Origin of the sequence: Desulfovibrio sp. (assembly GCA_016208105.1) — a bacterium.
Taxonomy (GTDB): domain Bacteria; phylum Desulfobacterota; class Desulfovibrionia; order Desulfovibrionales; family Desulfovibrionaceae; genus Fundidesulfovibrio.
Window position 1 is genome coordinate 168,823 of record JACQYS010000019.1, and the last position, 19,573, is coordinate 188,395.

At 59.7% G+C, this 19,573-nt stretch carries 20 protein-coding genes and 1 pseudogene; 9 read left to right on the plus strand and 12 right to left on the minus strand.

From position 1 onward, the window contains the following. Position 1: 1 nt before the first annotated feature. The 7 genes and pseudogenes from HY795_10650 to mraZ form a co-directional block, all read right to left on the minus strand. A complete protein-coding gene (locus HY795_10650; GenBank protein ID MBI4805680.1) occupies positions 2–1,078 on the minus strand; it encodes a phospho-N-acetylmuramoyl-pentapeptide-transferase in 1,077 nt (358 codons plus the stop codon). Then, positions 1,075–2,472 carry a UDP-N-acetylmuramoyl-tripeptide--D-alanyl-D-alanine ligase gene (gene murF / locus HY795_10655; GenBank protein MBI4805681.1) on the minus strand — a complete coding sequence of 466 codons (1,398 nt, stop codon included), beginning with the start codon at positions 2,470–2,472 and terminating at the stop codon, positions 1,075–1,077. The genes HY795_10650 and murF overlap by 4 nt, the downstream gene beginning before the upstream one ends. Continuing rightward, the gene (locus HY795_10660) at positions 2,469–3,917 is read right to left on the minus strand and encodes a UDP-N-acetylmuramoyl-L-alanyl-D-glutamate--2,6-diaminopimelate ligase (protein ID MBI4805682.1); all 1,449 of its coding nucleotides are present in this window, start codon (positions 3,915–3,917) and stop codon (positions 2,469–2,471) included. Before HY795_10660 ends, murF begins: the two co-directional genes overlap by 4 nt. An 11-nt stretch (positions 3,918–3,928) precedes the next feature. Further along, complete coding sequence (locus HY795_10665) at positions 3,929–5,905, minus strand: PASTA domain-containing protein (GenBank protein ID MBI4805683.1); 1,977 nt, start codon at positions 5,903–5,905, stop codon at positions 3,929–3,931. Between the two features lie 197 nt (positions 5,906–6,102). Next, a pseudogene (locus tag HY795_10670) lies at positions 6,103–6,372 on the minus strand (hypothetical protein). After that, entirely contained in the window at positions 6,369–7,331 is a 963-nt protein-coding gene (gene rsmH / locus HY795_10675) for a 16S rRNA (cytosine(1402)-N(4))-methyltransferase RsmH (GenBank protein MBI4805684.1), read from the minus strand. Before rsmH ends, HY795_10670 begins: the two are co-directional and overlap by 4 nt. A 9-nt stretch (positions 7,332–7,340) precedes the next feature. Continuing rightward, positions 7,341–7,796: a division/cell wall cluster transcriptional repressor MraZ gene (mraZ, locus tag HY795_10680; protein ID MBI4805685.1), complete on the minus strand. Its 456-nt coding sequence runs from the start codon at positions 7,794–7,796 to the stop codon at positions 7,341–7,343. Positions 7,797–8,115: 319 nt separating this feature from the next. Here mraZ and HY795_10685 point away from each other — a divergent pair, with 319 nt between their 5' ends. Further along, on the plus strand, positions 8,116–9,132 hold the full coding sequence (locus HY795_10685; GenBank protein ID MBI4805686.1) for an HD domain-containing protein: 1,017 nt from the start codon (positions 8,116–8,118) through the stop codon (positions 9,130–9,132). A gap of 124 nt (positions 9,133–9,256) precedes the next feature. Here the strand turns inward: HY795_10685 and HY795_10690 are convergent, their stop codons facing one another. Then, the gene (locus HY795_10690; GenBank protein MBI4805687.1) at positions 9,257–9,706 is read right to left on the minus strand and encodes a CBS domain-containing protein; all 450 of its coding nucleotides are present in this window, start codon (positions 9,704–9,706) and stop codon (positions 9,257–9,259) included. A 159-nt stretch (positions 9,707–9,865) separates the two neighbouring features. Here HY795_10690 and HY795_10695 point away from each other — a divergent pair, with 159 nt between their 5' ends. Both HY795_10695 and HY795_10700 read left to right on the plus strand, forming a co-directional pair. Then, positions 9,866–10,324: a chemotaxis protein CheD gene (locus HY795_10695; protein MBI4805688.1), complete on the plus strand. Its 459-nt coding sequence runs from the start codon at positions 9,866–9,868 to the stop codon at positions 10,322–10,324. Next, positions 10,303–11,151, plus strand: coding sequence for an HDOD domain-containing protein (locus HY795_10700; GenBank protein MBI4805689.1), 849 nt, complete (start codon positions 10,303–10,305; stop codon positions 11,149–11,151). Before HY795_10695 ends, HY795_10700 begins: the two co-directional genes overlap by 22 nt. Positions 11,152–11,157: 6 nt before the next feature. On the opposite strand, the gene HY795_10705 is transcribed toward HY795_10700, so the two are convergent. Next, on the minus strand, positions 11,158–12,414 hold the full coding sequence (locus HY795_10705; GenBank protein ID MBI4805690.1) for an HD domain-containing protein: 1,257 nt from the start codon (positions 12,412–12,414) through the stop codon (positions 11,158–11,160). 123 nt (positions 12,415–12,537) lie between these two features. On the opposite strand from HY795_10705, the gene rplM reads away from it, so the two are divergent. The 3 genes from rplM to HY795_10720 all read left to right on the plus strand — a co-directional run bounded on the left by rplM (position 12,538) and on the right by HY795_10720 (position 14,973). Further along, the gene (gene rplM, locus HY795_10710; GenBank protein ID MBI4805691.1) at positions 12,538–12,963 is read left to right on the plus strand and encodes a 50S ribosomal protein L13; all 426 of its coding nucleotides are present in this window, start codon (positions 12,538–12,540) and stop codon (positions 12,961–12,963) included. A 15-nt stretch (positions 12,964–12,978) separates the two neighbouring features. Further along, on the plus strand, positions 12,979–13,371 hold the full coding sequence (gene rpsI / locus HY795_10715) for a 30S ribosomal protein S9 (protein MBI4805692.1): 393 nt from the start codon (positions 12,979–12,981) through the stop codon (positions 13,369–13,371). Between the two features lie 321 nt (positions 13,372–13,692). Next, positions 13,693–14,973 (plus strand): radical SAM protein, encoded by a 1,281-nt coding sequence (locus tag HY795_10720; GenBank protein ID MBI4805693.1) that lies wholly within the window; start codon positions 13,693–13,695, stop codon positions 14,971–14,973. Between the two features lie 13 nt (positions 14,974–14,986). On the opposite strand, the gene HY795_10725 is transcribed toward HY795_10720, so the two are convergent. The 3 genes from HY795_10725 to HY795_10735 all read right to left on the minus strand — a co-directional run bounded on the left by HY795_10725 (position 14,987) and on the right by HY795_10735 (position 17,310). Next, positions 14,987–15,277 (minus strand): hypothetical protein, encoded by a 291-nt coding sequence (locus tag HY795_10725; GenBank protein MBI4805694.1) that lies wholly within the window; start codon positions 15,275–15,277, stop codon positions 14,987–14,989. Positions 15,278–15,316: 39 nt separating this feature from the next. Further along, positions 15,317–16,111 carry a hypothetical protein gene (locus HY795_10730; GenBank protein MBI4805695.1) on the minus strand — a complete coding sequence of 265 codons (795 nt, stop codon included), beginning with the start codon at positions 16,109–16,111 and terminating at the stop codon, positions 15,317–15,319. A 137-nt stretch (positions 16,112–16,248) separates the two neighbouring features. After that, positions 16,249–17,310 (minus strand): phosphoribosylformylglycinamidine cyclo-ligase, encoded by a 1,062-nt coding sequence (locus tag HY795_10735; protein MBI4805696.1) that lies wholly within the window; start codon positions 17,308–17,310, stop codon positions 16,249–16,251. Positions 17,311–17,385: 75 nt separating this feature from the next. Between HY795_10735 and HY795_10740 the strand changes: the two genes are divergently transcribed. From HY795_10740 to HY795_10750, 3 genes are all read left to right on the plus strand, one after another. Then, entirely contained in the window at positions 17,386–17,709 is a 324-nt protein-coding gene (locus HY795_10740; protein ID MBI4805697.1) for a hypothetical protein, read from the plus strand. A 34-nt stretch (positions 17,710–17,743) separates the two neighbouring features. Further along, the gene (gene amrS, locus HY795_10745) at positions 17,744–18,760 is read left to right on the plus strand and encodes an AmmeMemoRadiSam system radical SAM enzyme (protein MBI4805698.1); all 1,017 of its coding nucleotides are present in this window, start codon (positions 17,744–17,746) and stop codon (positions 18,758–18,760) included. Positions 18,761–18,900: 140 nt separating this feature from the next. After that, positions 18,901–19,422, plus strand: a complete 522-nt coding sequence (locus HY795_10750; GenBank protein ID MBI4805699.1) for a 3D domain-containing protein — start codon at positions 18,901–18,903, stop codon at positions 19,420–19,422. The last annotated feature ends 151 nt before the right edge of the window (positions 19,423–19,573 follow it).

Here is a 19,573-nt window from a genome sequence, read left to right on the forward strand (position 1 = left end):
CCTACCTCAGCTTCAGCGTGCTCAAGGCCACGAAGGCCAGGAGGATTGAAAGTATCCAGAACCGGATGATGATCTTTGATTCCGGTATGCCCTTGAGTTCGAAATGGTGGTGAAGCGGTGCCATTCGAAAGATGCGTTTACCGCCAGAAAACTTGAAGTAACTCACCTGCAGGATGACCGAGAGGGTCTCCAGAACAAACACCCCACCCACAATCAAAAGGATCAGCTCCTGCTTGCAGACCACGGCCACAAACCCGAGCGCGCCCCCCAGGGATAGAGAACCCACATCGCCCATGAACACCTGGGCCGGGTAGGCGTTGAACCACAGGAAGCCCAGCCCGGCTCCGACCAGTGCCCCGCAGAATACCGTCACTTCGCCCACTCCCGAAACCGGCACCACCTGCAGGTAGCGGGCTATCTGGGCGTGACCTGCCACATAGACGAACAACGCGAACATGCCCGCGGCCACCACAGTGGGGCCAATTGCCAGTCCGTCCAACCCGTCGGTCAGGTTCACGCCGTTGGACGCGCCCACGATCACCAGCACTGCGAAGGGCAGGTAGAGAAGACCCAAATCTGGTTGGAAATTCTTGAAAAACGGCACGGACAGCTTGGTGGAGAAATCCGGATCCAGCATCAGTATGCTCACCGCAGCCGCCGCAATAAGCACCTGCCCCGCGATCTTGGACCAGCCTGAAAGCCCCTTGTTCTGTTTCTGGACCACCTTGAGGTAGTCATCCGCCAATCCGATGATACCAAAGCCCAAAAAGACCAACATGGTCATCCACATGTATTCGTTGGTCAGATCCGCCCAGAGGAGCACGGACGGGATGATGGCCACAGCCATGAGAATGCCGCCCATGGTGGGTGTTCCGGCCTTGCACTGATGCGCCTTCACATCCTCGTGGATGTACTGGCCGCATTTGAGCCTGGTGAGCCAGGCGATGATCCTGGGCCCGAAGATGATGGTTATGAGCAGCGCGGTGGTAAATGCGTAGATGGACCTGAACGTGATGTAGCGGAAGACGTTCAGTACGGACAGCTGCGCTGCGAAGGGAACGAGCAGATGGTAGATCACCTTTTGCCCTCCCGCAATTTGGCCTTGAAACGATCCAAGAAATCCTCCATGCGCTGGGAGCGTGACCCCTTAAACAGGACCGTGCCCCCGGCAACATCCATATTCTCAACCTTGCCGGCGAAATCATCCGGGGTATCAACCGGATGGAAATCCCCTTTGAAACCGCCCCGCGTTAGACCGCGTTCCACCTGAGAGGCCTTACCACCCTTGAAGAACACCACGTCGCAGTCGCCTCTGGCGATGCACTGGCCTAATTCCTCGTGAGCCAAGTCGGCTTCCGAGCCCAGTTCACCCATTTCACCAAGCACCAGAACCAGAGGTTTTTCCCCCGCAAGCTTTCGAGCGGATTCGATGGCCGCTTTCATGGACAGCGGATTGGCGTTGTAGGTGTCGTCGATGACCGTGAAGTTCCCAATGTCACTCACGTCGAAACGCCGTGAAGGAAGCACCGCCTCGGATAGCCCGGAAGCGATCTGCTCCGGGCTGGCTCCAAGAATGTTCGCAGCGGCGGCAGCGGCCAGCACATTCTCGGCCAGATGCTCGCCCCGGCAGGGCAGCACCACATCCATGGCCTCTCCCTGCAGGACCAGATGGTACAAGCCACGACCAGCAGGGTCGCACCCCACGTAATGACAATGGAAAGGCGCGGTGTGGTCTATAGTGGACATTGCCATCACATCCGTGCGGATGGCCTTGGCCGCGCCCCACAGTTCTGGATAGTCTGCGTTGGCCAAAGACACTCCGCCCGGGCGCACGAAGCCGAACAGGGCAGCCTTGGCCCGGGCCACGCCCGCCAAGTCACCCAGGCCTTCAAGATGGGCCGGGCCGATGTTGTGCACCACCGCCAGGTCTGGCTCGCAGATGGCCCCCAACTCCTCCATGTCGCCGGGGCGGCTGATGCCAAGCTCCAGCACCCACACGCGGTGTTCTTCCTCGGCAGCCAGCATGGAGAGCGGGAGCCCCAACTGGTTGTTGTAATTGCCGGGATTCTTGATGGATGGAGCCAGACGCATTGTGATTGCGGACAGAAGTTCCTTGGCCGTGGTCTTGCCCGCCGATCCGGACAGGGCGGCCACCACAGCGCGAGTGCGCCTGCGCCAGAAGCGGGCCAGAAGTCCCATGGCCTTAAGCACGTCCGGGACAACCAACACAGCGACCCGGTCCACTATGTCCGGCAGTTCCTTGGCCGCAAGCACTGCCACCGCACCCTGGTCAGCTGCCAAGGCCGCGAATTCATGACCATCGACGCGGCTTCCCGGCAGACAGCAGAACATGGCTCCCGCCTTGGCTTCCCGGCTGTCGGAGGTCACAAGCGTGACCGGGGTCGCCAGGTGCGCCCTTATGTCGCCCACGGCCTGGGTGGCGGCCATGATTTCAGACACGTTAAGCCTCATGCCAGAAGCTCCTTCACAACGGTTACGTCGTTGAAGGAGTGCTTCACGTCGCCTATCTGCTGGTAGGTCTCATGACCCTTGCCCGCTATAAGGAGCGCATCATTGGGGCCTATTTCATCAAGCGCCAGCCTGATGGCCTTACGCCGGTCCTGTTCCAAGACTGCCCTGGCCGCCTTCTCCAGGCCGGGTTTTGCGTCTTCCATGATGGTCAAGGGATCTTCATGCCTGGGATTATCCGAGGTGAGCACGGCAACATCAGCCCACTTGGCCACGGCTTCGGCCATAAGGGGACGCTTGGCCCGGTCCCTGTTTCCTCCGCAGCCGAAAACCGCCACCACCTTTCCGAAGTCCAGGCTTTTGAGCGCCCTGAGCACGTTTTCCAGAGCGTCCGGGGTGTGGGCATAATCCACGAAAACATTGAGCCCGTGGTCGTTTTGAACCCTCTCCAGCCGGCCAGGCGCACCGTAGCAGTTCGACAGGCTTTGCAGGGCCTCGACCGGCAAACCCAGTCCGAGGCCTATGGCCTGGGCCGTGAGCAAATTCGCCGCATTGAATGTTCCGATGAGCGGAGAGCCCAGCGTCCACATCTTCCCGCCGTACTCCATCTCAAGCTGAAGACCCTTCCCCGAGCTCGAAATCACCCGCCCCTTGAGTGCCCTTGCCGGAACACCGGCCTCGCCCATGCCGTAGCCCAAGGCGTCCGGGTATTCCTCGAGCAGCCTGCGACCGTAAGGGTCGTCGTAATTGATGACCGCCACGCCTTTACTGGCAAGGTAGGTGGTGAAGAAGCGGCGCTTGGCCTGGAAATAGGTTTCCATCTGGCCGTGATAGTCCAGGTGGTCCTGGGTGACATTGGTGAGCGCGGCCACATCGAACAAAAGCCCTTCCACTCTGCCCTGGTCCAGGGCGTGGCTCGAGACTTCCATCATTGCAGCAGTGACACCGTCACGTTGCATCGCCCCCATGAGCGCATGCAGCTTGAGGCAGCCCGGGGTGGTGTGGCTGGCGTCTTCGCGATGTCCTGGCCAACGGTATTCCACGGTCCCGACCACAGCCGGCTTCCCGCCTGCGGCGGCGACGATGTGCTCCACCAGATACGTGATGGTGGTCTTGCCGTTGGTGCCCGTAACCCCGGCCAGCTTGAAGCCCAGGGACGCTGTGCCGTAGCGGGCCGCAGCCAATTCACCCAGCGCCTGGCGGGGGTTATCGTGAACATAGAGAGCAGCTTTGGCGTTTTGTGGCCATGCGGCACCATTGGCCGCCACAACGTGTGCCGCCCCGCGTTCCACAGCCATGGGGATGAATTCCGAGCCGTCGCGCGTGGCGCCTGGAACAGCCACGAACACCTCGCCGGGCTGCACCCTTCGGGAGTCGGTACGAACCTCGAGGCCCCTGGTAACAAGGGCTTTCAAGGCTATCCAGGCGTCCGGGTTTCTGCTCACCATCGTCTCCATGACTACGAGGCCTTCGACAACCACAAAATGAAGGTTTCCTTTTCCACCGCGTTCCAAGGGGTTCCGGGGGACGGGGTCTGCTTGCCCACAACAAGGCCGTTGCCCTTGAGCGACGGAACGACACCCTTGGTGGCCAGTATCTCCGCGGCTTTGCGCAGAGGCAGGCCCACCAGGTTCGGCACTTCGGAACCGTTCACCGCAAGATTCATGGGGGGGAAGGCTACTCCGAGAATTTCCGCAACATCCGGGGCATGGACGGGAGCCTGGGGTTTCTGGTCCTGCGCCAGCTTGACCGTCTCGGGCATGCGGCCCAGATAGGACAAGCTCTTCATGGCCACTTCGCGAACGGCCGGCGCGGCGACCACGCCGCCATAATGGTTGGGCTCGGGTTCGTCCACCATTACCAAAACCATATATTCGGGATCGACAGCCGGAATGAACCCCACGAAGTTCGCCAGGTATTTGTCTCCGTATCCGCCAGTGGCCTTGGCCTTCTGCGCGGTTCCCGTCTTACCGCCAACTTCAAGGCCGTCGATATGCGCCTTGACGCCTGTTCCCTTCTCTTCTTCCACCACTTCACGCATCATGAGCTGAACGGTTTTGGCGACCTGGGGATCGAACACTCTGACCTCAGGCCAGAACGCGCTGTCCTGCACGGGTTCCTGCACAAGCCGAAGAGGCTTCCTCACTCCATTGTTCGCGATTACATGGAAGGCCTGGGCCATCTGTACCGGGGTTACGCCGATACCCTGTCCGAAAGCGTTGGTAGCCAGATCCAGCTTGCTCCAGGCCGACAGCGGCCGCAAAAGCCCCTTGGCCTCGCCAGGAAGCGGCAGGCCCGTGGGCTGACCGAAGCCGACCTTCTCGAAATAGGCATGAAGCTTGTGCGCCCCGAGGTCCAACCCGATCTTGCCTGCCCCGATGTTCGAGGACCAGCGCAGGATCTTGTTCACCGGAAGAACATCGTATGGGTGGGTGTCGCGGATTGTTGCGATATTAAAAAAATTCCACTTTCCTTTTTCGCAGTTGTAAAGGGTATCCGGTCGTACCACCTTTTCCTGAAGCGCCGCAGCGATGAGGATGGGCTTCATGGTTGAGCCGGGTTCCAGCACGTCCAGGGCCAGGCGGTTCCTTCCCGCCTTGGGGTCCGAATCCGAGCCGCCGTTGGGGTTGAAGAAGGGATAGTTGGCCCAGGCCAGAATTTCGGCGGACTTGACGTGCACCACGATACAGATTCCCGCCTTGGCTTTGTTGTCCACAACGGCCTTGGCCAGCGCCTCCTCGGCGAAGAACTGGATCTGGGAGTCGATGGTGAGCCTGATGTCGGTACCGTCGGCGTTGGCCATCTCGCGCCCTTGGGCGTCCAGGTAGAGTTTGCGGCCTGACGCGTCGCGCTGGACGACATACTTGGCTTTCTTGCCTGCCAGAATGGGCTCGTAGAGTTTCTCGAGACCCTCCAGGCCCTGGTCGTCATAACCCACGAATCCCAAAAGCTGGCCGGCCATCTGCTTGTTGGGGTAGGAGCGGCCGTATTCAGCCGTCAGGGAAACCCCGGGGATGTTCAGGGCCTTCACCTGCGCCGCTGCCCGGTCGTTCACGCGGCGGGCCAGATAAACGAAATTGGCGTGGCTCTGAAGCTTGCGCTGTATGTCCTTCACCGGCAAGCCAAGCGCCTTGGACAACGCCTGGGCGGCCTCCTCGGGATTCTTGATCTCTTTGGGCTGGGCAGACACTGCCACGAACTCAATGGATTTGGCCAAAAGCTGGCCATTGCGGTCCAGAATTACTCCGCGCTTTCCCCGGTCATACTCCGAGGCCAGATGTTGGCGCATGGCCTGCTCGGCCAGCTGAGGGCCCTGAACGATCTGCAGGTAGGCGGCCCTGACCCAGAGACTGGCCCAGAAAAGGAAAAACAGCCCGCCCACGAGGATGAGGCGAAGGCGGCTGAAATCCCTGATCTGTTTCTGTCCCCGGCTCATAGGGTCTTTTTCCTGTCCTTGGCCGACTCACTCGAATCGCGGCCAACTTCCTTGGTTTTCTTGGTATCCGGGCTTTTCTTGGTTTTCTTTTCCGGCTTGGCTGCGACGTCCTTGTTCGTTTCCGTTTTCTTCGGCTTTTCCGGTGCTGGAGGGGCGGCCTTGATCACGGGCGAGGCGAGTTCGTCCCCTGTAAGGGAAAGCCTGCGGATCTGGCCGGGCCGGGCCTGGTTCAAACCGTATTGGGCTGCCAGCACGCGAAGACGCTCCGGGGTGAGCAGAGTGTTTCGTTCCACTTCCAGCTTGGAGATGAGCGCTTCCTGGGCGTCGATCTCGGTTTGGAGGCGTTTTAATTCGTAGGCCATGTCCACTCGCTCGATATTCACCCAGGTCAAACCCAGGCCCAACGCCAGAACGGTGAGCACGGAAAAGGCCAAAGTCAGAGCCCATTCCTTGGTCACGCCCTTCACGCGGCCTCCCCGGGCAGACGTTCCACCGCCCTCAACTTTGCGCTCCGCGCCCTGGGGTTTGCGGCAGCTTCTTCAGGAGAAGGGGTCATGGGCTTCTTGGTCAGGATGCGGACTCGTGGGGAGTGCCCGCAGGTGCAGTAGGGCTGCCGGGGTGGGCACAGACACCCGGAAGCCTCGCGCCTGAAGGCCCGCTTCACCAGCCGGTCCTCCAGGGAGTGGAAAGAGATGACGGCCACGCGGCCGCCGGGATGAAGGTAGTCCACGATCTTGTCCAAGAATTCCTGCAATTCCTCAAGCTCCTGATTCACAGCCATGCGCAGGGCTTGAAACGTTCTGGTGGCTGGATGGTTGCGCGCGGTAGCCCGCCACTTGGGCGGGTAAGCGCGCTCAACGAGCTTGGCCAGCTCCAGGGTCCCGGTTATGGGCTTTTTCTCGCGCTCATTCACTATTGCCCGGGCGATGCGCCCGGCCTGGGGTTCCTCGCCCAGTTCGCGGATAAGGTCCCGCAGGCGTTCGAAACTCCAGTAGTTGACGATGTTTTCGGCTGGTTCCACGCCGTCGGCCGAACCCATGCGCATGTCCAGGGGACCGTCGGCAACGAAGCTGAAGCCCCGGTCTGCTTCGTCGAGCTGGGGAGAAGATACACCGACATCAGCCAGGGCGGCGTCCACGCCGTCCCAGCCAAGCTCGGCCAGGGCATCGGGGAATTGCGAAAAACGCATGCGCATGGCGTGGAGCCTGCCGGGATAGCCGGCCAGATTCTCGCTTGCGCGGTAAATGGCGGTTTCGTCGCGGTCGAGGCCCAGGATGTCCACCTTGCCCTCCGCTTGGGCCAGCAAGGCCAGACTGTGGCCACCCAGGCCCAAGGTGGCGTCCAGCACTCTCATGCCGGACCTTACGGCCAACAACTCGCACACTTCCTTTGACATGACTGGAAGGTGCCGGGGGTCACTCAACACGTGGGCCCCCTAGAGTCTCAATTCGAAGCCGTCCGCTGAAAGGGCGGCCATGTTGGTGTCGAAGTTTTCTTCGTTCACCCTGCGGCGGGCCTCGAAGATGTCCTTGTTCCAGAGTTCGAATTTGGTGCCCACGCCGGCCAGGATGCAGTCCTTGTCCAGCTTGGCGTTTCCGCGCAGATACAGCGGAACAAGGATGCGCCCCTGCTTGTCCAGGACGACTTCCACCGCCCCTGAGATGATGAACCGCTGAAGATCGCGTAGTTTGGTGTTTAAGACATTGATCCGCTGGAAGCTCTCCTCGATCCGTTCCCACTCAGGCATGGGGTAGCCCACCACGCAATTGTCGAAATAGGTGAGCATGAGCTTGCCCTCGGGCGAATGCTTGAGCACCTCCTCCCGGAATTCGGGAGGCAGCATCAAACGCCCCTTGGGGTCGAGGTTTCGCTCGGAATGACCGCGGAACATGCCCTTACCTCACACAATCTACCACTCGTTACCACTCTTTCCCACATGCTCTCGAACAAACCCCCCTCGATGTCAAGCGGAAATGGGAAGGGCTTGACATGAAAAGGGAAAAAAAAGTGGGAGCAAGTGGGAGAAAATGTTGCCGGAAAAGCCCATTTCAACCGTGCATGTGGAAATGAGCTTTAATAACAACCAGTTGAAACTTAAGAGATGAGCACTGAAAAAAAGAGCCTAGGTCTTGTCAGTACGTCCTTGTCCAGGTAACACGCCAGTGAAGCCGGTTGTCCTCGCGGCGAGTCCTCAACCCACAAGCCGGAACATGAGCAAAAAAAGCCAGTCACAGACACTTGATGATCTTGAAGAGGAATACTACCAGATAAGCGCGGATATTCTTCAAAGCTTCAACAAGTTCCGGCCTCCCTTAAACATATTCAAACTCAAAGAAGACGTGGTGCGCCTTCTCCCATTTTATAAGGTAGGGGAGCGGCTCTCCAAGGAACAATCCGAGGAACTCGAACAGCTGGTGCGCGACGGGCTCATCTTCGTCTCGCGCGCGGACCATTCGGTCTACGTGAAGCACATCTCCTACCAGCTTGACTTGGTCCTCATGGACCGCCACCTCACCGAATCCGAAATCGCCGACATCTTCCAGACCGCCCTGACCCGGCGCATGGAGGAATTCCTGGATCAGCCCGTGAAAGCCGTGTCGGACAAATTCGTGTCCGACGTCTTGGTTTTCACCGAATATCTCTGGCAGGATGTCAACCGCGCCAAGGCCCTGTCCCGGCGCATCCACAAGCAGCATACCCTGGCCAACCACTCGGTGAATTGCGGCTTGGTGGGGATGCAGCTTTTCATCCAGACGATGCCCGAGGACTTCCGCGAAGGCCCAAAAAGCCGCCAGATATTCGACCGTACGGCCCTGGGGCTGTTCCTGCACGATGCGGGGATGAGCAAGATTCCTTCGTTCTTGAGGGAAAAAACTCAGACGTTAAGCTCCGAAGAGCGTCAGAAGATCCTCAAGCACCCGCTTCTGGGAATCGAGATGCTGGCCAAGCTGGACCTCAAATTCCCCGAGGTGGAACAGTGCATCCTCCAGCACCACGAACGCGTTGGGGGGCACGGCTACCCGCAGAAGCTCTCCGGATCGGATATCTCGGACCTTGGCCTTCTGGCCGGCATGGTGGACTCCTATTGCGCAATGCTTACGGACCGCCCCTATGCCAAGGCCATGGAACCAAAAAACGCCGCGGCGGCTCTGGGTTCCGACAACAAGTACGATACGCGCTACACCAAGCAGCTGGTGCAGTACCTGCTGGCCACCAAGCAGATGTAGGCGGCAAGCCTCTTTTGTTTGGATAACGCGGCGAACCAGAACCACCCGTGCAAAGACCATAAAAACAGCCTCCGGCGCGACACAACGCACCGGAGGCTGAACTACATTTGACAAATGAGGGGGTTTATTTTTCCAGCTCTTCCCAATCCAGCTGCATGTACAAATCCTCGGCAGCGATGACTCCCAGCACCTTCCCCCCTTCTATTACTACAGCCCAACGCCTGCGGGTGGTGAGCATGGCTTCCAGAACCTCAGAGAGAGTATCCTGGGGCTTTACCACGGGAACGTCCTTTTCCACCACCTCGCCGGCACTCCGGGAAAAGCACTTCCTGCAGACCGTTCGGAAACGGCCTTCGAAATCCTGATTCCCCTTGAGCTTGCGCGTATCATCCAAGGCGTTCTGCTCCATGTAGAGAAGCAGCCACCAGGCAGTCACCACGCCCTTGAAATCCCCCTCGTCCGTAAGCACCACCGCGCAGGCTTTGTCAGGCTGGCTCTTCATTGCCTGGCGCAGGGTAAGAGCCACTTCGCGCAGGCTGTTGGATTCCCGAACTGTGATCACATCCGTACGCATTACATCCCAGGCTCGTTCACGTAGCAGCATGACTGGTCCTTTTTTATGACGGCTGTTTACCGCCTTAATTTTTTTTTGTATTTGTAACGTTCTAACTCATTATTGAAAAGGGCCCAAGGCTAAACGGTGCTAAACCGCATCACAGTCGGCATCTCGGATATGAAAATCTCGCGCAAACCGCGCGAAATGATCATTACCCATTCACTTGGTTCCTGCCTTGGCCTGGCCGCCTGGGACCCGCAAGCCCGTGTCGGCGGCCTCATTCACTGCCTGCTCCCCAAATCCTCTGTCCGTGAGGTAACCAACCCCTTCATGTATGTGAACGTGGGAGTTCCCCAGATGATCCGGAAAATGGTTGCCCTGGGATGCACAAAATCATCGCTTATTTTCATGGCCGCCGGTTGCGGGCGCATGATCCACATACAGAATCAATTCGACACCGGAGCCCAGAACCTGGCGATGCTGGAAGCCCTCTTCGCCAAGAACGGAGTGGTCCTGGCGGCCAAAGACGTCGGGGGATCCATCCCCAGAACCATGGCCTTGCATATGGACACCGGCGTGGTCGTCATCAGCTCACAGGGAAAGGAGTGGGAATTATGTCGGTCCGCGACAGCCTGATCGCCCAAGCCAAGGGAATGCCCCAGATGCCGGCGCCGGTCATGCGCATCATGTCCTACATGAGTGACCCTGACGCGGATCTGAACGTCGTGGCAGCGCTCATCGAATACGATCCAGGACTGACTGTCAACGTGCTTCGGATGGCAAACTCGAGCTTCTTTGGCGGAGGCGGCAAGGTCACCTTGGTCAGAGATGCCCTCTTCAGACTCGGCACACGCAGGATCGTCCAGCTGGTCATCGCCTCTGGAGTAGCCCCCAACACCAGGGGGGCGGTGTCCGGATACGGCCTGGCCCAGGGGGAGTTGCTGCGCCTTTCCATTTCGGTTGGGATCGCTGCCGAGCTCATCGCGGCTGAAGTGGGCATGAAAGCCCCTGACCACACCTTCACCTCAGGACTTCTAAGCAACATCGGCAAGGTGGTCATGGGCAGATTCCTCGAGCTGGATGCCGAACCAGTGATCAGCCTGGCCGCCCGGGAAGGCCTCTCCTTCGAACAGGCGGAACGCCAGATGTTCGATATCGACCACGCCGAATTGGGCGCCACGCTGCTCGCCCACTGGGAACTGCCCGAACCCATAGTGAACTGCGTACGCTGGCACCTGAATCCGAACGCCGCGCCCGAGCGGGATCCGGCGCTCGATTTGGTACATGTGGGGCACGTTCTCTCAACCATGGCCGGCATCGGCCAAGGCGTGGACGGGCTCCAATACGAAGTCTGCCAGGAGAGCTTCGATCGCCTGGGCCTCACTCCCCAGGTTATGACCGTGAGCCTTGAGAATCTTGTCCAGAATATCGAAGAGATCGAGGAGATATTGTCCCAGGTGTGAGGCGGCCTAGTCGAAATCGGCCAACAACGCGCCCACGTGCACCTTGCCCAGAAGCACCGAAGACGAATACTTGCTCCGAATCCTCCAAAGCCCCTGCTGCAGTTGGTCAGAAGCGATACCGTTGCGGATCGCTGTGTAGGCTTCCAGGAAAGCCGCCAGGGAATCGCACATTTTAAGAAGTTCCCCGTCTTTGGGATCGAATTCGTCGCTGTTGTACTTTTCCTGCAGCTCCCAGGCCTCCACAGGACGCACCGCTCCATCCACCTTGGCGCAGGCCTGAAACTCCGATCCTATGGAAAGTCCAAGGAAAAACGAAAGTCTATCCACCAATTCGCCGTAGCCGCCCCGCCGCAGCGGGTCCAGGATAACCCGCTCCAGCTCCTTTTCTTCGTATTCCTTAATGAGGTCTCCGATCTGCTCCACGGACTTCTTCACCGGAGAGATGATGTCGCGGGTGAGAAGTTCCGGCAGGTCGTGAAAAAGCCCGCCGAAAAAGTTGTTCTGGGCCCTCACCGGACATGCGCCCACGGACAGCGAAAAGAAATACCCGTAGCAGGACACGATGAACATGTGCCCGAGCACGCTGGTCTCGGGAATCCGCGGGATCTGGGACCAGCGTTTCTGGAACCTGAGCTGCCCGCACACCTGGGCGAAGTGGCCTATGGGCGTGCGTGATTGCCCGAACAATCCTTCCTTGAGTTCCGGCACACCCGCCAGTTCCTGATAGCGCTCCAGGCCGTTGCGGAAGGAATCCTCTATATCCATGAGTTCCGTGTCATGGCGATTCATGGACTTGATGAGATTGAATTCCCAGCCGCTGGCATACAGGTGGGCGGCATTCAGGATGCGCCGGTCCAGCCCGTCGGCTTCCGGTTCAAAGAGATACGCCTTGAGCCGCTCCCAGAAGTCCTCGCCCATGCCGCGCACCCGGGGCTCAAGCTCAGTCAGAACCCAGTCGGTGAGTTGGCGGTAGTGGGCCGGATTTTCCTTGATGCGGTAGAAGATAGGGGGTTTTATGTCGGTAATCACCAGCCTGTAGAGGTAGTCGAAGATGCCCCCCTCCACTATCCGCCCGCAGAGGTCGGTCCGCTCCTGCGGGGAGAGTCCTCTGGCATTGAGCAGAAAGAGCACCCAGGCCACCATCATCTTGTGGGCCTGCTTGTCCACTTCCATGAGTTCGGCCGGGCGGAGCTTGTCGTTCCAGCGTTTCATGGACGATCCGGAAAAAATAAGCTGCAGAAGACTCTTGCGTACGCTTGTCATTCTCTGTAACTACTCTCGCCCCGGACAAAGCTCAAGACGTGAAAAATACGCGAAGGGTGTTGACACGGGAGGCTCAAGTCCGTAAAGGACTCCTCTTCCCAGTCGCATGGAGGATATTTCGTGATGAAGACATATAGCCCGAGCAGCAAGGAAATCACCCGTGATTGGGTGATCGTGGACGCCTCGGACAAGGTTCTCGGCCGCCTGGCCAGCCTTATCGCACAGCGCCTGCGCGGCAAGCACAAGCCCGAATTTGCCCCCCATATGGATGCCGGCGATTTCGTGGTGGTGGTCAATGCCGAGAAAGTCCAGGTCACCGGCCGCAAGCTCGACCAGAAGATGTACTACCGCCACAGCGGCTGGATCGGAGGCCTGAAAGAGACCGTCCTCAGGGACATGATGGCCACCAAACCCGACCAGGTGCTGATCAAGGCCGTGAAGGGCATGCTTCCCAAGAACCGCCTGGGCCGCCAGATGCTCAAGAAGCTCAAGGTCTATTCCGGGACCGAGCATCCCCACGCCGCCCAGCAGCCCAAGCCCCTGGCCTAATTAACGGAGCAGAACATGAGCACCGATCATTTCTACGGAACTGGACGCCGCAAGACCGCTGTTGCCCGCACCCGCCTGGTGCCCGGCACCGGACAGATTCTTATCAACGGCCGTCCCGTCGACGAGTACTTTCCCCGGCACGCCCTTCAGGGCATTGTCCGCCAGCCCTTCAACCTGACCAGGACCCAGGGCCGTTTCGACGTGAACGCCACCCTGGACGGCGGCGGCATTTCCGGACAGGCCGAGGCTCTGCGCCACGGCATCTCCCGCGCCCTGCTGCAGGCTGACCCCGAGTTCAGGCCCGTTCTCAAAAAGGCCGGCCTGCTTACCCGCGACGCCCGCGCCAAGGAACGCAAAAAGTACGGCCAGCGCGGCGCCCGCGCCAGGTTCCAGTACTCCAAGCGTTAATCGCCGGATTACTTACGGACTCCAAGGGCCGTCCCGCAAGGGATGGCCCTTTTTGCGTTGGTGTCTGGGGGGGAGAGGAGAAGAGCCTCCGGCGGCCAAAGGGCCCAGGCCCTTTGGAATCCCTTTTCGCTTTGCGCTGGTCGATGCGAATCAGGCTGCCCGCTCGAGAACGGATTATTTCGCCCACCTTGCTAGCTACTCCCGAATCCCGCGAAGCTACTTGAGGGTCCAGGGAGACGAACGTCTCCCTGGCGGGTGCAGGGCAGCGCCCTGCTTCTCATCCCACTCCATTCGCGTTACTAATCCCGGGCAGGAGGCCTCATGTCATCCGAAAAGCTCCATCCCATGCTGGTGTTCGCCGACGCGGCGGGCAATATCTACGACCATCCTGAGTTGGAGATGCTCGTGCGCCGCGGCGACCAGCTGGGCACACCGCGCCCGGACGAGTTGATCCCTCTCCCCCCGGAGAGTGAGCTGTTCCTTCTTCCCGGCCGCTCGGCCCTGGGGTTCGACCCGGAGTCCGGAGAAGTGGAGGAGATGGAAGAGCTGGCGGTTGCGGCCTTCGTCTCGCCTGGCCACACCCTGTCCGCAACCACGGCCTACACAGTGCGGCCCGGCGCGCCCATCCTGCCGCTTTTCGCGTACGGAGCCGTGGGCATGGTGGGAGACAGGTTCTATGTCTGCGCCAAGCGTGTGGACCAGGACCAGCGCCAGGTGTTCTCCGGCATACAGAAAAAGAAGATCACGTCCGGGGCCAAGTCCTTACTGGCCCGTTTTCCAAAAAATCGGCTGGTGAACCATCTGGCTGGCTGCGCCCTGACATACTGCTGCCCTGCGGCGCGTAATTTTGCTCTTGGCCGTTTCGAGGCCCCGCTTCCAACTTCGCGCGCCTGCAATGCCAGCTGCGTGGGATGCTTGAGCCTCCAGGCCCCTGACAGCGGTTTCCCGTCGACCCAGAACCGCATCGCTTTCAAGCCTACCCCCGAAGAGGTATGCGAAGTAATGCTGGCGCACTCCGAACGCGAATCGCGTCCCATCTTGAGCTTCGGGCAGGGGTGCGAGGGAGAACCACTCACGGAATCAGCCCTCTTGGCTGAATCGACACGGCTGTACAGGCAACGCGGCGGCAAGGGCACCGTGAACGTGAACACCAACGGGGGCCTGCCGGATACGGTGCAGGGCCTTGCGGAAGCAGGGTTCGACTCCATGCGAGTGAGCATGGTCAGCGCGCGCGCCAAGCTCTACGAAGCCTACACCCGCCCCAAAGGCTTCGGATTCGACGAGGTTGCGCAGACTGTCGCCAATGCCAAGAATGCCGGACTCTTCGTGAGTCTCAATTTTCTCTACCACCCGGGAGTGAGCGACACAGAGGAGGAGCTTGAGGCCCTTGGGTCGCTTATCGAAAGCACCAAGGCCGATTTCGTGCAGCTTCGGAACCTGAATCTCGATCCGGAACTCTACGCCAAGGTGGTTGTGGGATCGGGCGTGGGTTTCGGGGCCAGCATGGGTCTGGCCAACTTCATGAAGCGGCTTCGCAAGCGTTGCCCGTGGCTCAAGTACGGATATTTCAACCCCTGGCTGGATCTCGACGGCCGCAGCTGAAGGCCGCCGTTTTCTAGTCCAGTAGGTGTTTCTCCTCAACCCGGGAAAAGGCCGTCACCAGAACCATGGCCGCTCCCATGCCTGCCAGGGCGACGGTGAGGGAGCGATCCGCCACCAAACCTATGAACGGGTTGGCCACTACGATGGACAACGTCCGGACCATTGATGCGAAGGATAGGACCGTGGCCCGCTTGTCCGAGGGGATGTGCTTGTTCATGTAGGCGCTGAACAGCGCGGTCCTGGGCAGGCCCAAGGTGAAAGCGGCAACTATGCCCGGAACTGCGGCCCAGGCCGAACCGGCCACGGCCAGAACGGCGAAGGACGCGCCCGAGCCGTAGGCGGTTCAGGTGAGCAACCGCCGTTTGGAACCTAGCAATTCCTCAACCAGCTCCACCCGCGAAAGAAACAGTATCTGCCCCACGCAGGCGGCTGCCTGGACCGCTCCGTACCAGGCCAACGGCACTCCAGACTTCTCAAGCACCGGCTGGAACAGCCAGATTATGCCCCAGGCCACGGCATTGGTCAGGGCCGACTCCACGGCAAGAACCATGAGGGTCCGGTGCCCCAGGAAGTACCGCCCCCCCTCCCGTAGGATGGCGCCGTAGGTCCGCCTAGCGGTTTGGGGCGCAGCGAGTGGTGGCTCCCGCAAGGTCAAGGCCAGCAGGAAAGCCACTCCGGCCGGCACGGCATAGGCGGCCATGGGCGCGGTGAAACCGAACCAAGCGGCCATGGGGCCGCCAATGGTCGTCCCGAGCAGGATGCCCGCCAGCTTGTACGATTCCAGGGAAGCCAGAACCGACTTGGAGTGCGACTCCCTGCCCATGGCCTTCATGCTGTCGTAAGCCAGGGCCTCGTCCGCTCCGGAATGGAGGGTGTAGGAGACCGCGAACACAACCTCGGCGGCCATGAAGACCAGTATGTCCGGTTTGCTTACGTATACAAGCGCGGCCGACGCTCCGAAGAGGCTCCCTAAGGCCAAGGAAACCTTGCGCCCGAGAAAGTCGGCCACCGTGCCAGTGGGTATTTCCAGCAGCACGTTCCAGAGCATGAACCAGGAGTTCAGCATCATGGCCTGGGACAGGCTCAGTCCGCCCCACTGAGTGTAGAAGGGTATGAGCACCGCACCGAAAAAATGCATCCATCCCAATGCGCGGATTGCCCTGAGTACGGGTATGTTGCGGCTGTAAGAGCCGCCTGGAGGTACGCCCATAAAAACGGGAAGCCCCCCATGGCGGGGGGCCGGACAGGTTTACAAATCGGGTATTAGGCCTTCCGCTACAATCCCGGAGGTATGTCCACGATCACGCGTTCGGCGTCCTTGCTGGGAAGCTTCACTATCTCGCCGATGTTCCAGGCACATTCGTGCATGGCGTTCAAGCGGTTCAGCACATCGTCGCACACCTCAGAGTCCACCACCAGCACGAACCCTATTCCGCAGTTGAACGTCTGGAGCATCTCGGGCCAGGAGAGATTCCCGGCCTGCTTGAGCCAGTTGAACACGGGCTGCATCTGCCACTTGTCCAGGGACAGGTGGGCGGCAACTCCCCTGGGCAGAACGCGTGGGATGTTTTCGTAGAACCCGCCCCCGGTAACATGCACCATCCCCTTGATCTTGAAGTCGCGTAGGACATTAAGCACGGTCTTCACGTAAATGTGGGTGGGAGCCAGCAGGGCCTCGGCCACTGTCTGGGAGGACCCGGGCATCAACTGGTCAGGTTTTAAGCCGGACTCGGTCAGAATCTTGCGTATGAGCGAGTACCCGTTGGAATGGGGCCCCGAAGACTTGATGCCGATGACGCTGTCGCCTATGCCGATGGAGGACCCATCCACAATCTTGGCGTTGTCCGCGATTCCCACGCAGAACCCGGCCAGATCGTAATGACCCGGCGGATAGAAATCAGGCATTTCCGCTGTTTCTCCGCCCAAGAGCGCGCATCCGGCCTCGGTGCAGCCCTGGGCCACTCCCTTGATGACCCGCTCGGCCACGTCCACATCAAGTTTGCCCGTGGCGAAGTAGTCCAAGAAGAACAGCGGCTTGGCTCCTTGGACCAGGATATCGTTGACGCTCATGGCCACCAGGTCGATGCCCACGGTCGAGTGTCCGTCCAGTTCGAAAGCCAGCAGGAGCTTGGTCCCGACACCGTCGGTGGAAGAAACAAGAACGGGTTCTTCGAAATCCTGCAGATCGGGTTTGAAAAGGCCGCCGAAACCGCCTATATCGGTAATGACACCCTTGTGGAAAGTTGCCTGAGCCAGAGGCTTGATTCGGTTCACCAGGTCACTGGCTGCTGCGATGTCAACGCCAGCACGGCGATAGGCTTCGGCGCGATCGTTCATATCGGGAATGCTCCTGCGTAACTAATTCGTTGTTCTTAAGCCTTCCAGGCCCGGAACTCAAGGAGATGGAGCCACATGACAAAACTTAAACTCAGCGTGACCATCTTCCTGCTGGCGGCAGCCCTCAGTGCCCCTGCCCTGGCTCAATCCGGAGAAGACGATGACCGGCGGGACGTGACCATCGGGACCACGGACCGGATGCGCTCGGGCACCAACGAGCGAGGCGACAACGAAATGGTCATCGAGAAAAAGCCCAAGCGAAAACAGGAAGTTCCAAACATGGGGCCAATCTACGTGGTGCCCCAAGTGAACACCGGGCGCGGCCCAGCACCGGTGATTATACCGGGCACGCCGCCTCAACAGCAACCACATGGCCAACCAGCTCCTCCACGGGAGTAGCTGCCCGGCAAACCAGGACAAACGAGGCAGACCCATGCACCCTGCAAGGCTTTGGAAAGCACTGAAGGACGAGTCCCTGCAATGCCGGCTGTGCTCCCACTTCTGCGTCATCCACGCCGGGGACAGGGGTAAATGCGGAGTCCGCGTGAACAAGGAAGGAAAACTTTTCACGCTTGTTTACGACCGGGCCGCGGCCATCAACATCGACCCGGTTGAAAAAAAACCCCTCTACCATTTCCTGCCTGGCAGCAAGACGTTTTCGTTTGGCACCATGGGCTGCAACCTGGGATGTTCCTTCTGCCAAAACTATTCTTTGTCTCAACCCCCCAGGCAGGGAAAACCCATCCAGGGCCAGGAGGTCACCCCTTCCCTGCTGGTGGCTGCAGCGCTTGATGCGGGATGCAGTTCCATTTCCTACACCTATTCTGAACCCACAATCTTCTTCGAGCTCCTCCAGGACACTGCCAAGCTCGCCAAAAAGGAAGGGCTGGCCAACATCATCGTTTCCAACGGGTTCATGAGCCCGGAGTGTCTGGACGAACTCGGTCCCCTCGTGGACGCGGCCAACATCGACCTCAAGGCCTTCACCCCGCAATTCTACGAGAACGTTTGCCAGGCGAAGCTCGATCCTGTGAAAAAAAACCTGGTGCGCATGCGCGAACTTGGCTGGTGGATCGAGGTGACGACCCTGGTCATCCCAGGGCTCAACGATTCCGAAGCGGAACTCATCGGCATGGCGGGCTTCATTGCCACAGAACTGGGCCCCAAAACCCCCTGGCACCTTTCCCGCTTCCACCCGGACTTCAACCTCCAAGACCGGCCTCCCACCCCAGCCGCGACCTTGGAAAAAGGTTGGGAAATCGGGAAAATGGCCGGACTGCGCTACGTCTACGTGGGGAACGTTCCCGGCAACGCGCATAATTCGACGCACTGTCCGGGCTGCGGCAAGCTTGCGGTGGAACGGTCGGGATTTACAGTCCTGGGGGGGACTCTCTCGGATGGACGATGCTCGGACTGCGATGCGGAGATTGACGGACGTTTCACCTTATAGAGCCGTGCCCTTACGATTTCCCCGCTTTCTCGTGTGGACCACGTCCCTGACCGCACCGGGCGATCGGGGAACATGAAATGTTGTCCATCTTCTCACGGCCAGCCTTGCCGCAAGCATTGGTGGATGGTAAAGATCGGAGCATGATCAACAAGACAGGTTACTCTAAGTTTCACAACGTATCCAGAAAAAAAACGAGTTCCCGGCCCATTTCCTTGGCCCCTTTGGCCCTGCTTCTTGGCATCGCCTTCCTTCCGGGCTGCGCCAAGAAGTCGGCTTGCTTGGTGGAGCAAGACGCCGCCACCCTGTCTTGCTCCCCTGCCAAGCTCTTCGCCCAGCCAAAGCGCGACAAGAACTCCTTGACCGTAACGGCCATGGCCTACACGGCCAAGAGTGTCGGCAAGTCGAGCAAGTCCCTGCCCAAGGCGGCCAACGGGCAAGTTCTCACCCCGGATGTTAGCGCCATTGCGGTTTCCCCCGACCTCATCGAAAAGCACGGCCTGAGCCTGGACCAATCCGTACGCATCTCCGGCCTTGACGGTGAATACAAGGTCATGGACCTCATGAGTGCCCGTCATTCCCAATCCATCGACATCTATTTCGGGAACGACAACGCCGGGGCTCGTCAATGGGGCAGGCGTACCTTGACCATTTCCTGGGAATAAGTCCGTCGCGTGGGGCGCATGCCCCATAGAGCCACTCACGGAGCTGGAGGTTCCTCCCCTCCAGCTCCCCCTTCGGGGACCTCTTCTTGATCGCCTGTGCAGGCCTGCCCCCTCAATCACTCAAGTCCCCCGTTTTCCCTTTTCAATGACC

What these genes read in the sequence shown, in the direction of transcription:
- murF (MBI4805681.1), bottom strand. Translation starts at nt 2,472, where the DNA reads ATGAGGCTTAACGTGTCTGAAATCATGGCCGCCACCCAGGCCGTGGGC.
- HY795_10660 (MBI4805682.1), bottom strand. Translation starts at nt 3,917, where the DNA reads ATGGTGAGCAGAAACCCGGACGCCTGGATAGCCTTGAAAGCCCTTGTT.
- HY795_10665 (MBI4805683.1), bottom strand. Translation starts at nt 5,905, where the DNA reads ATGAGCCGGGGACAGAAACAGATCAGGGATTTCAGCCGCCTTCGCCTC.
- mraZ (MBI4805685.1), bottom strand. Translation starts at nt 7,796, where the DNA reads ATGTTCCGCGGTCATTCCGAGCGAAACCTCGACCCCAAGGGGCGTTTG.
- HY795_10685 (MBI4805686.1), top strand. Translation starts at nt 8,116, where the DNA reads ATGAGCAAAAAAAGCCAGTCACAGACACTTGATGATCTTGAAGAGGAA.
- HY795_10690 (MBI4805687.1), bottom strand. Translation starts at nt 9,706, where the DNA reads ATGCGTACGGATGTGATCACAGTTCGGGAATCCAACAGCCTGCGCGAA.
- HY795_10695 (MBI4805688.1), top strand. Translation starts at nt 9,866, where the DNA reads ATGAAAATCTCGCGCAAACCGCGCGAAATGATCATTACCCATTCACTT.
- HY795_10700 (MBI4805689.1), top strand. Translation starts at nt 10,303, where the DNA reads ATGTCGGTCCGCGACAGCCTGATCGCCCAAGCCAAGGGAATGCCCCAG.
- HY795_10705 (MBI4805690.1), bottom strand. Translation starts at nt 12,414, where the DNA reads ATGACAAGCGTACGCAAGAGTCTTCTGCAGCTTATTTTTTCCGGATCG.
- rplM (MBI4805691.1), top strand. Translation starts at nt 12,538, where the DNA reads ATGAAGACATATAGCCCGAGCAGCAAGGAAATCACCCGTGATTGGGTG.
- rpsI (MBI4805692.1), top strand. Translation starts at nt 12,979, where the DNA reads ATGAGCACCGATCATTTCTACGGAACTGGACGCCGCAAGACCGCTGTT.
- HY795_10720 (MBI4805693.1), top strand. Translation starts at nt 13,693, where the DNA reads ATGTCATCCGAAAAGCTCCATCCCATGCTGGTGTTCGCCGACGCGGCG.
- HY795_10730 (MBI4805695.1), bottom strand. Translation starts at nt 16,111, where the DNA reads ATGCATTTTTTCGGTGCGGTGCTCATACCCTTCTACACTCAGTGGGGC.
- HY795_10735 (MBI4805696.1), bottom strand. Translation starts at nt 17,310, where the DNA reads ATGAACGATCGCGCCGAAGCCTATCGCCGTGCTGGCGTTGACATCGCA.
- HY795_10740 (MBI4805697.1), top strand. Translation starts at nt 17,386, where the DNA reads ATGACAAAACTTAAACTCAGCGTGACCATCTTCCTGCTGGCGGCAGCC.
- amrS (MBI4805698.1), top strand. Translation starts at nt 17,744, where the DNA reads ATGCACCCTGCAAGGCTTTGGAAAGCACTGAAGGACGAGTCCCTGCAA.
- HY795_10750 (MBI4805699.1), top strand. Translation starts at nt 18,901, where the DNA reads ATGATCAACAAGACAGGTTACTCTAAGTTTCACAACGTATCCAGAAAA.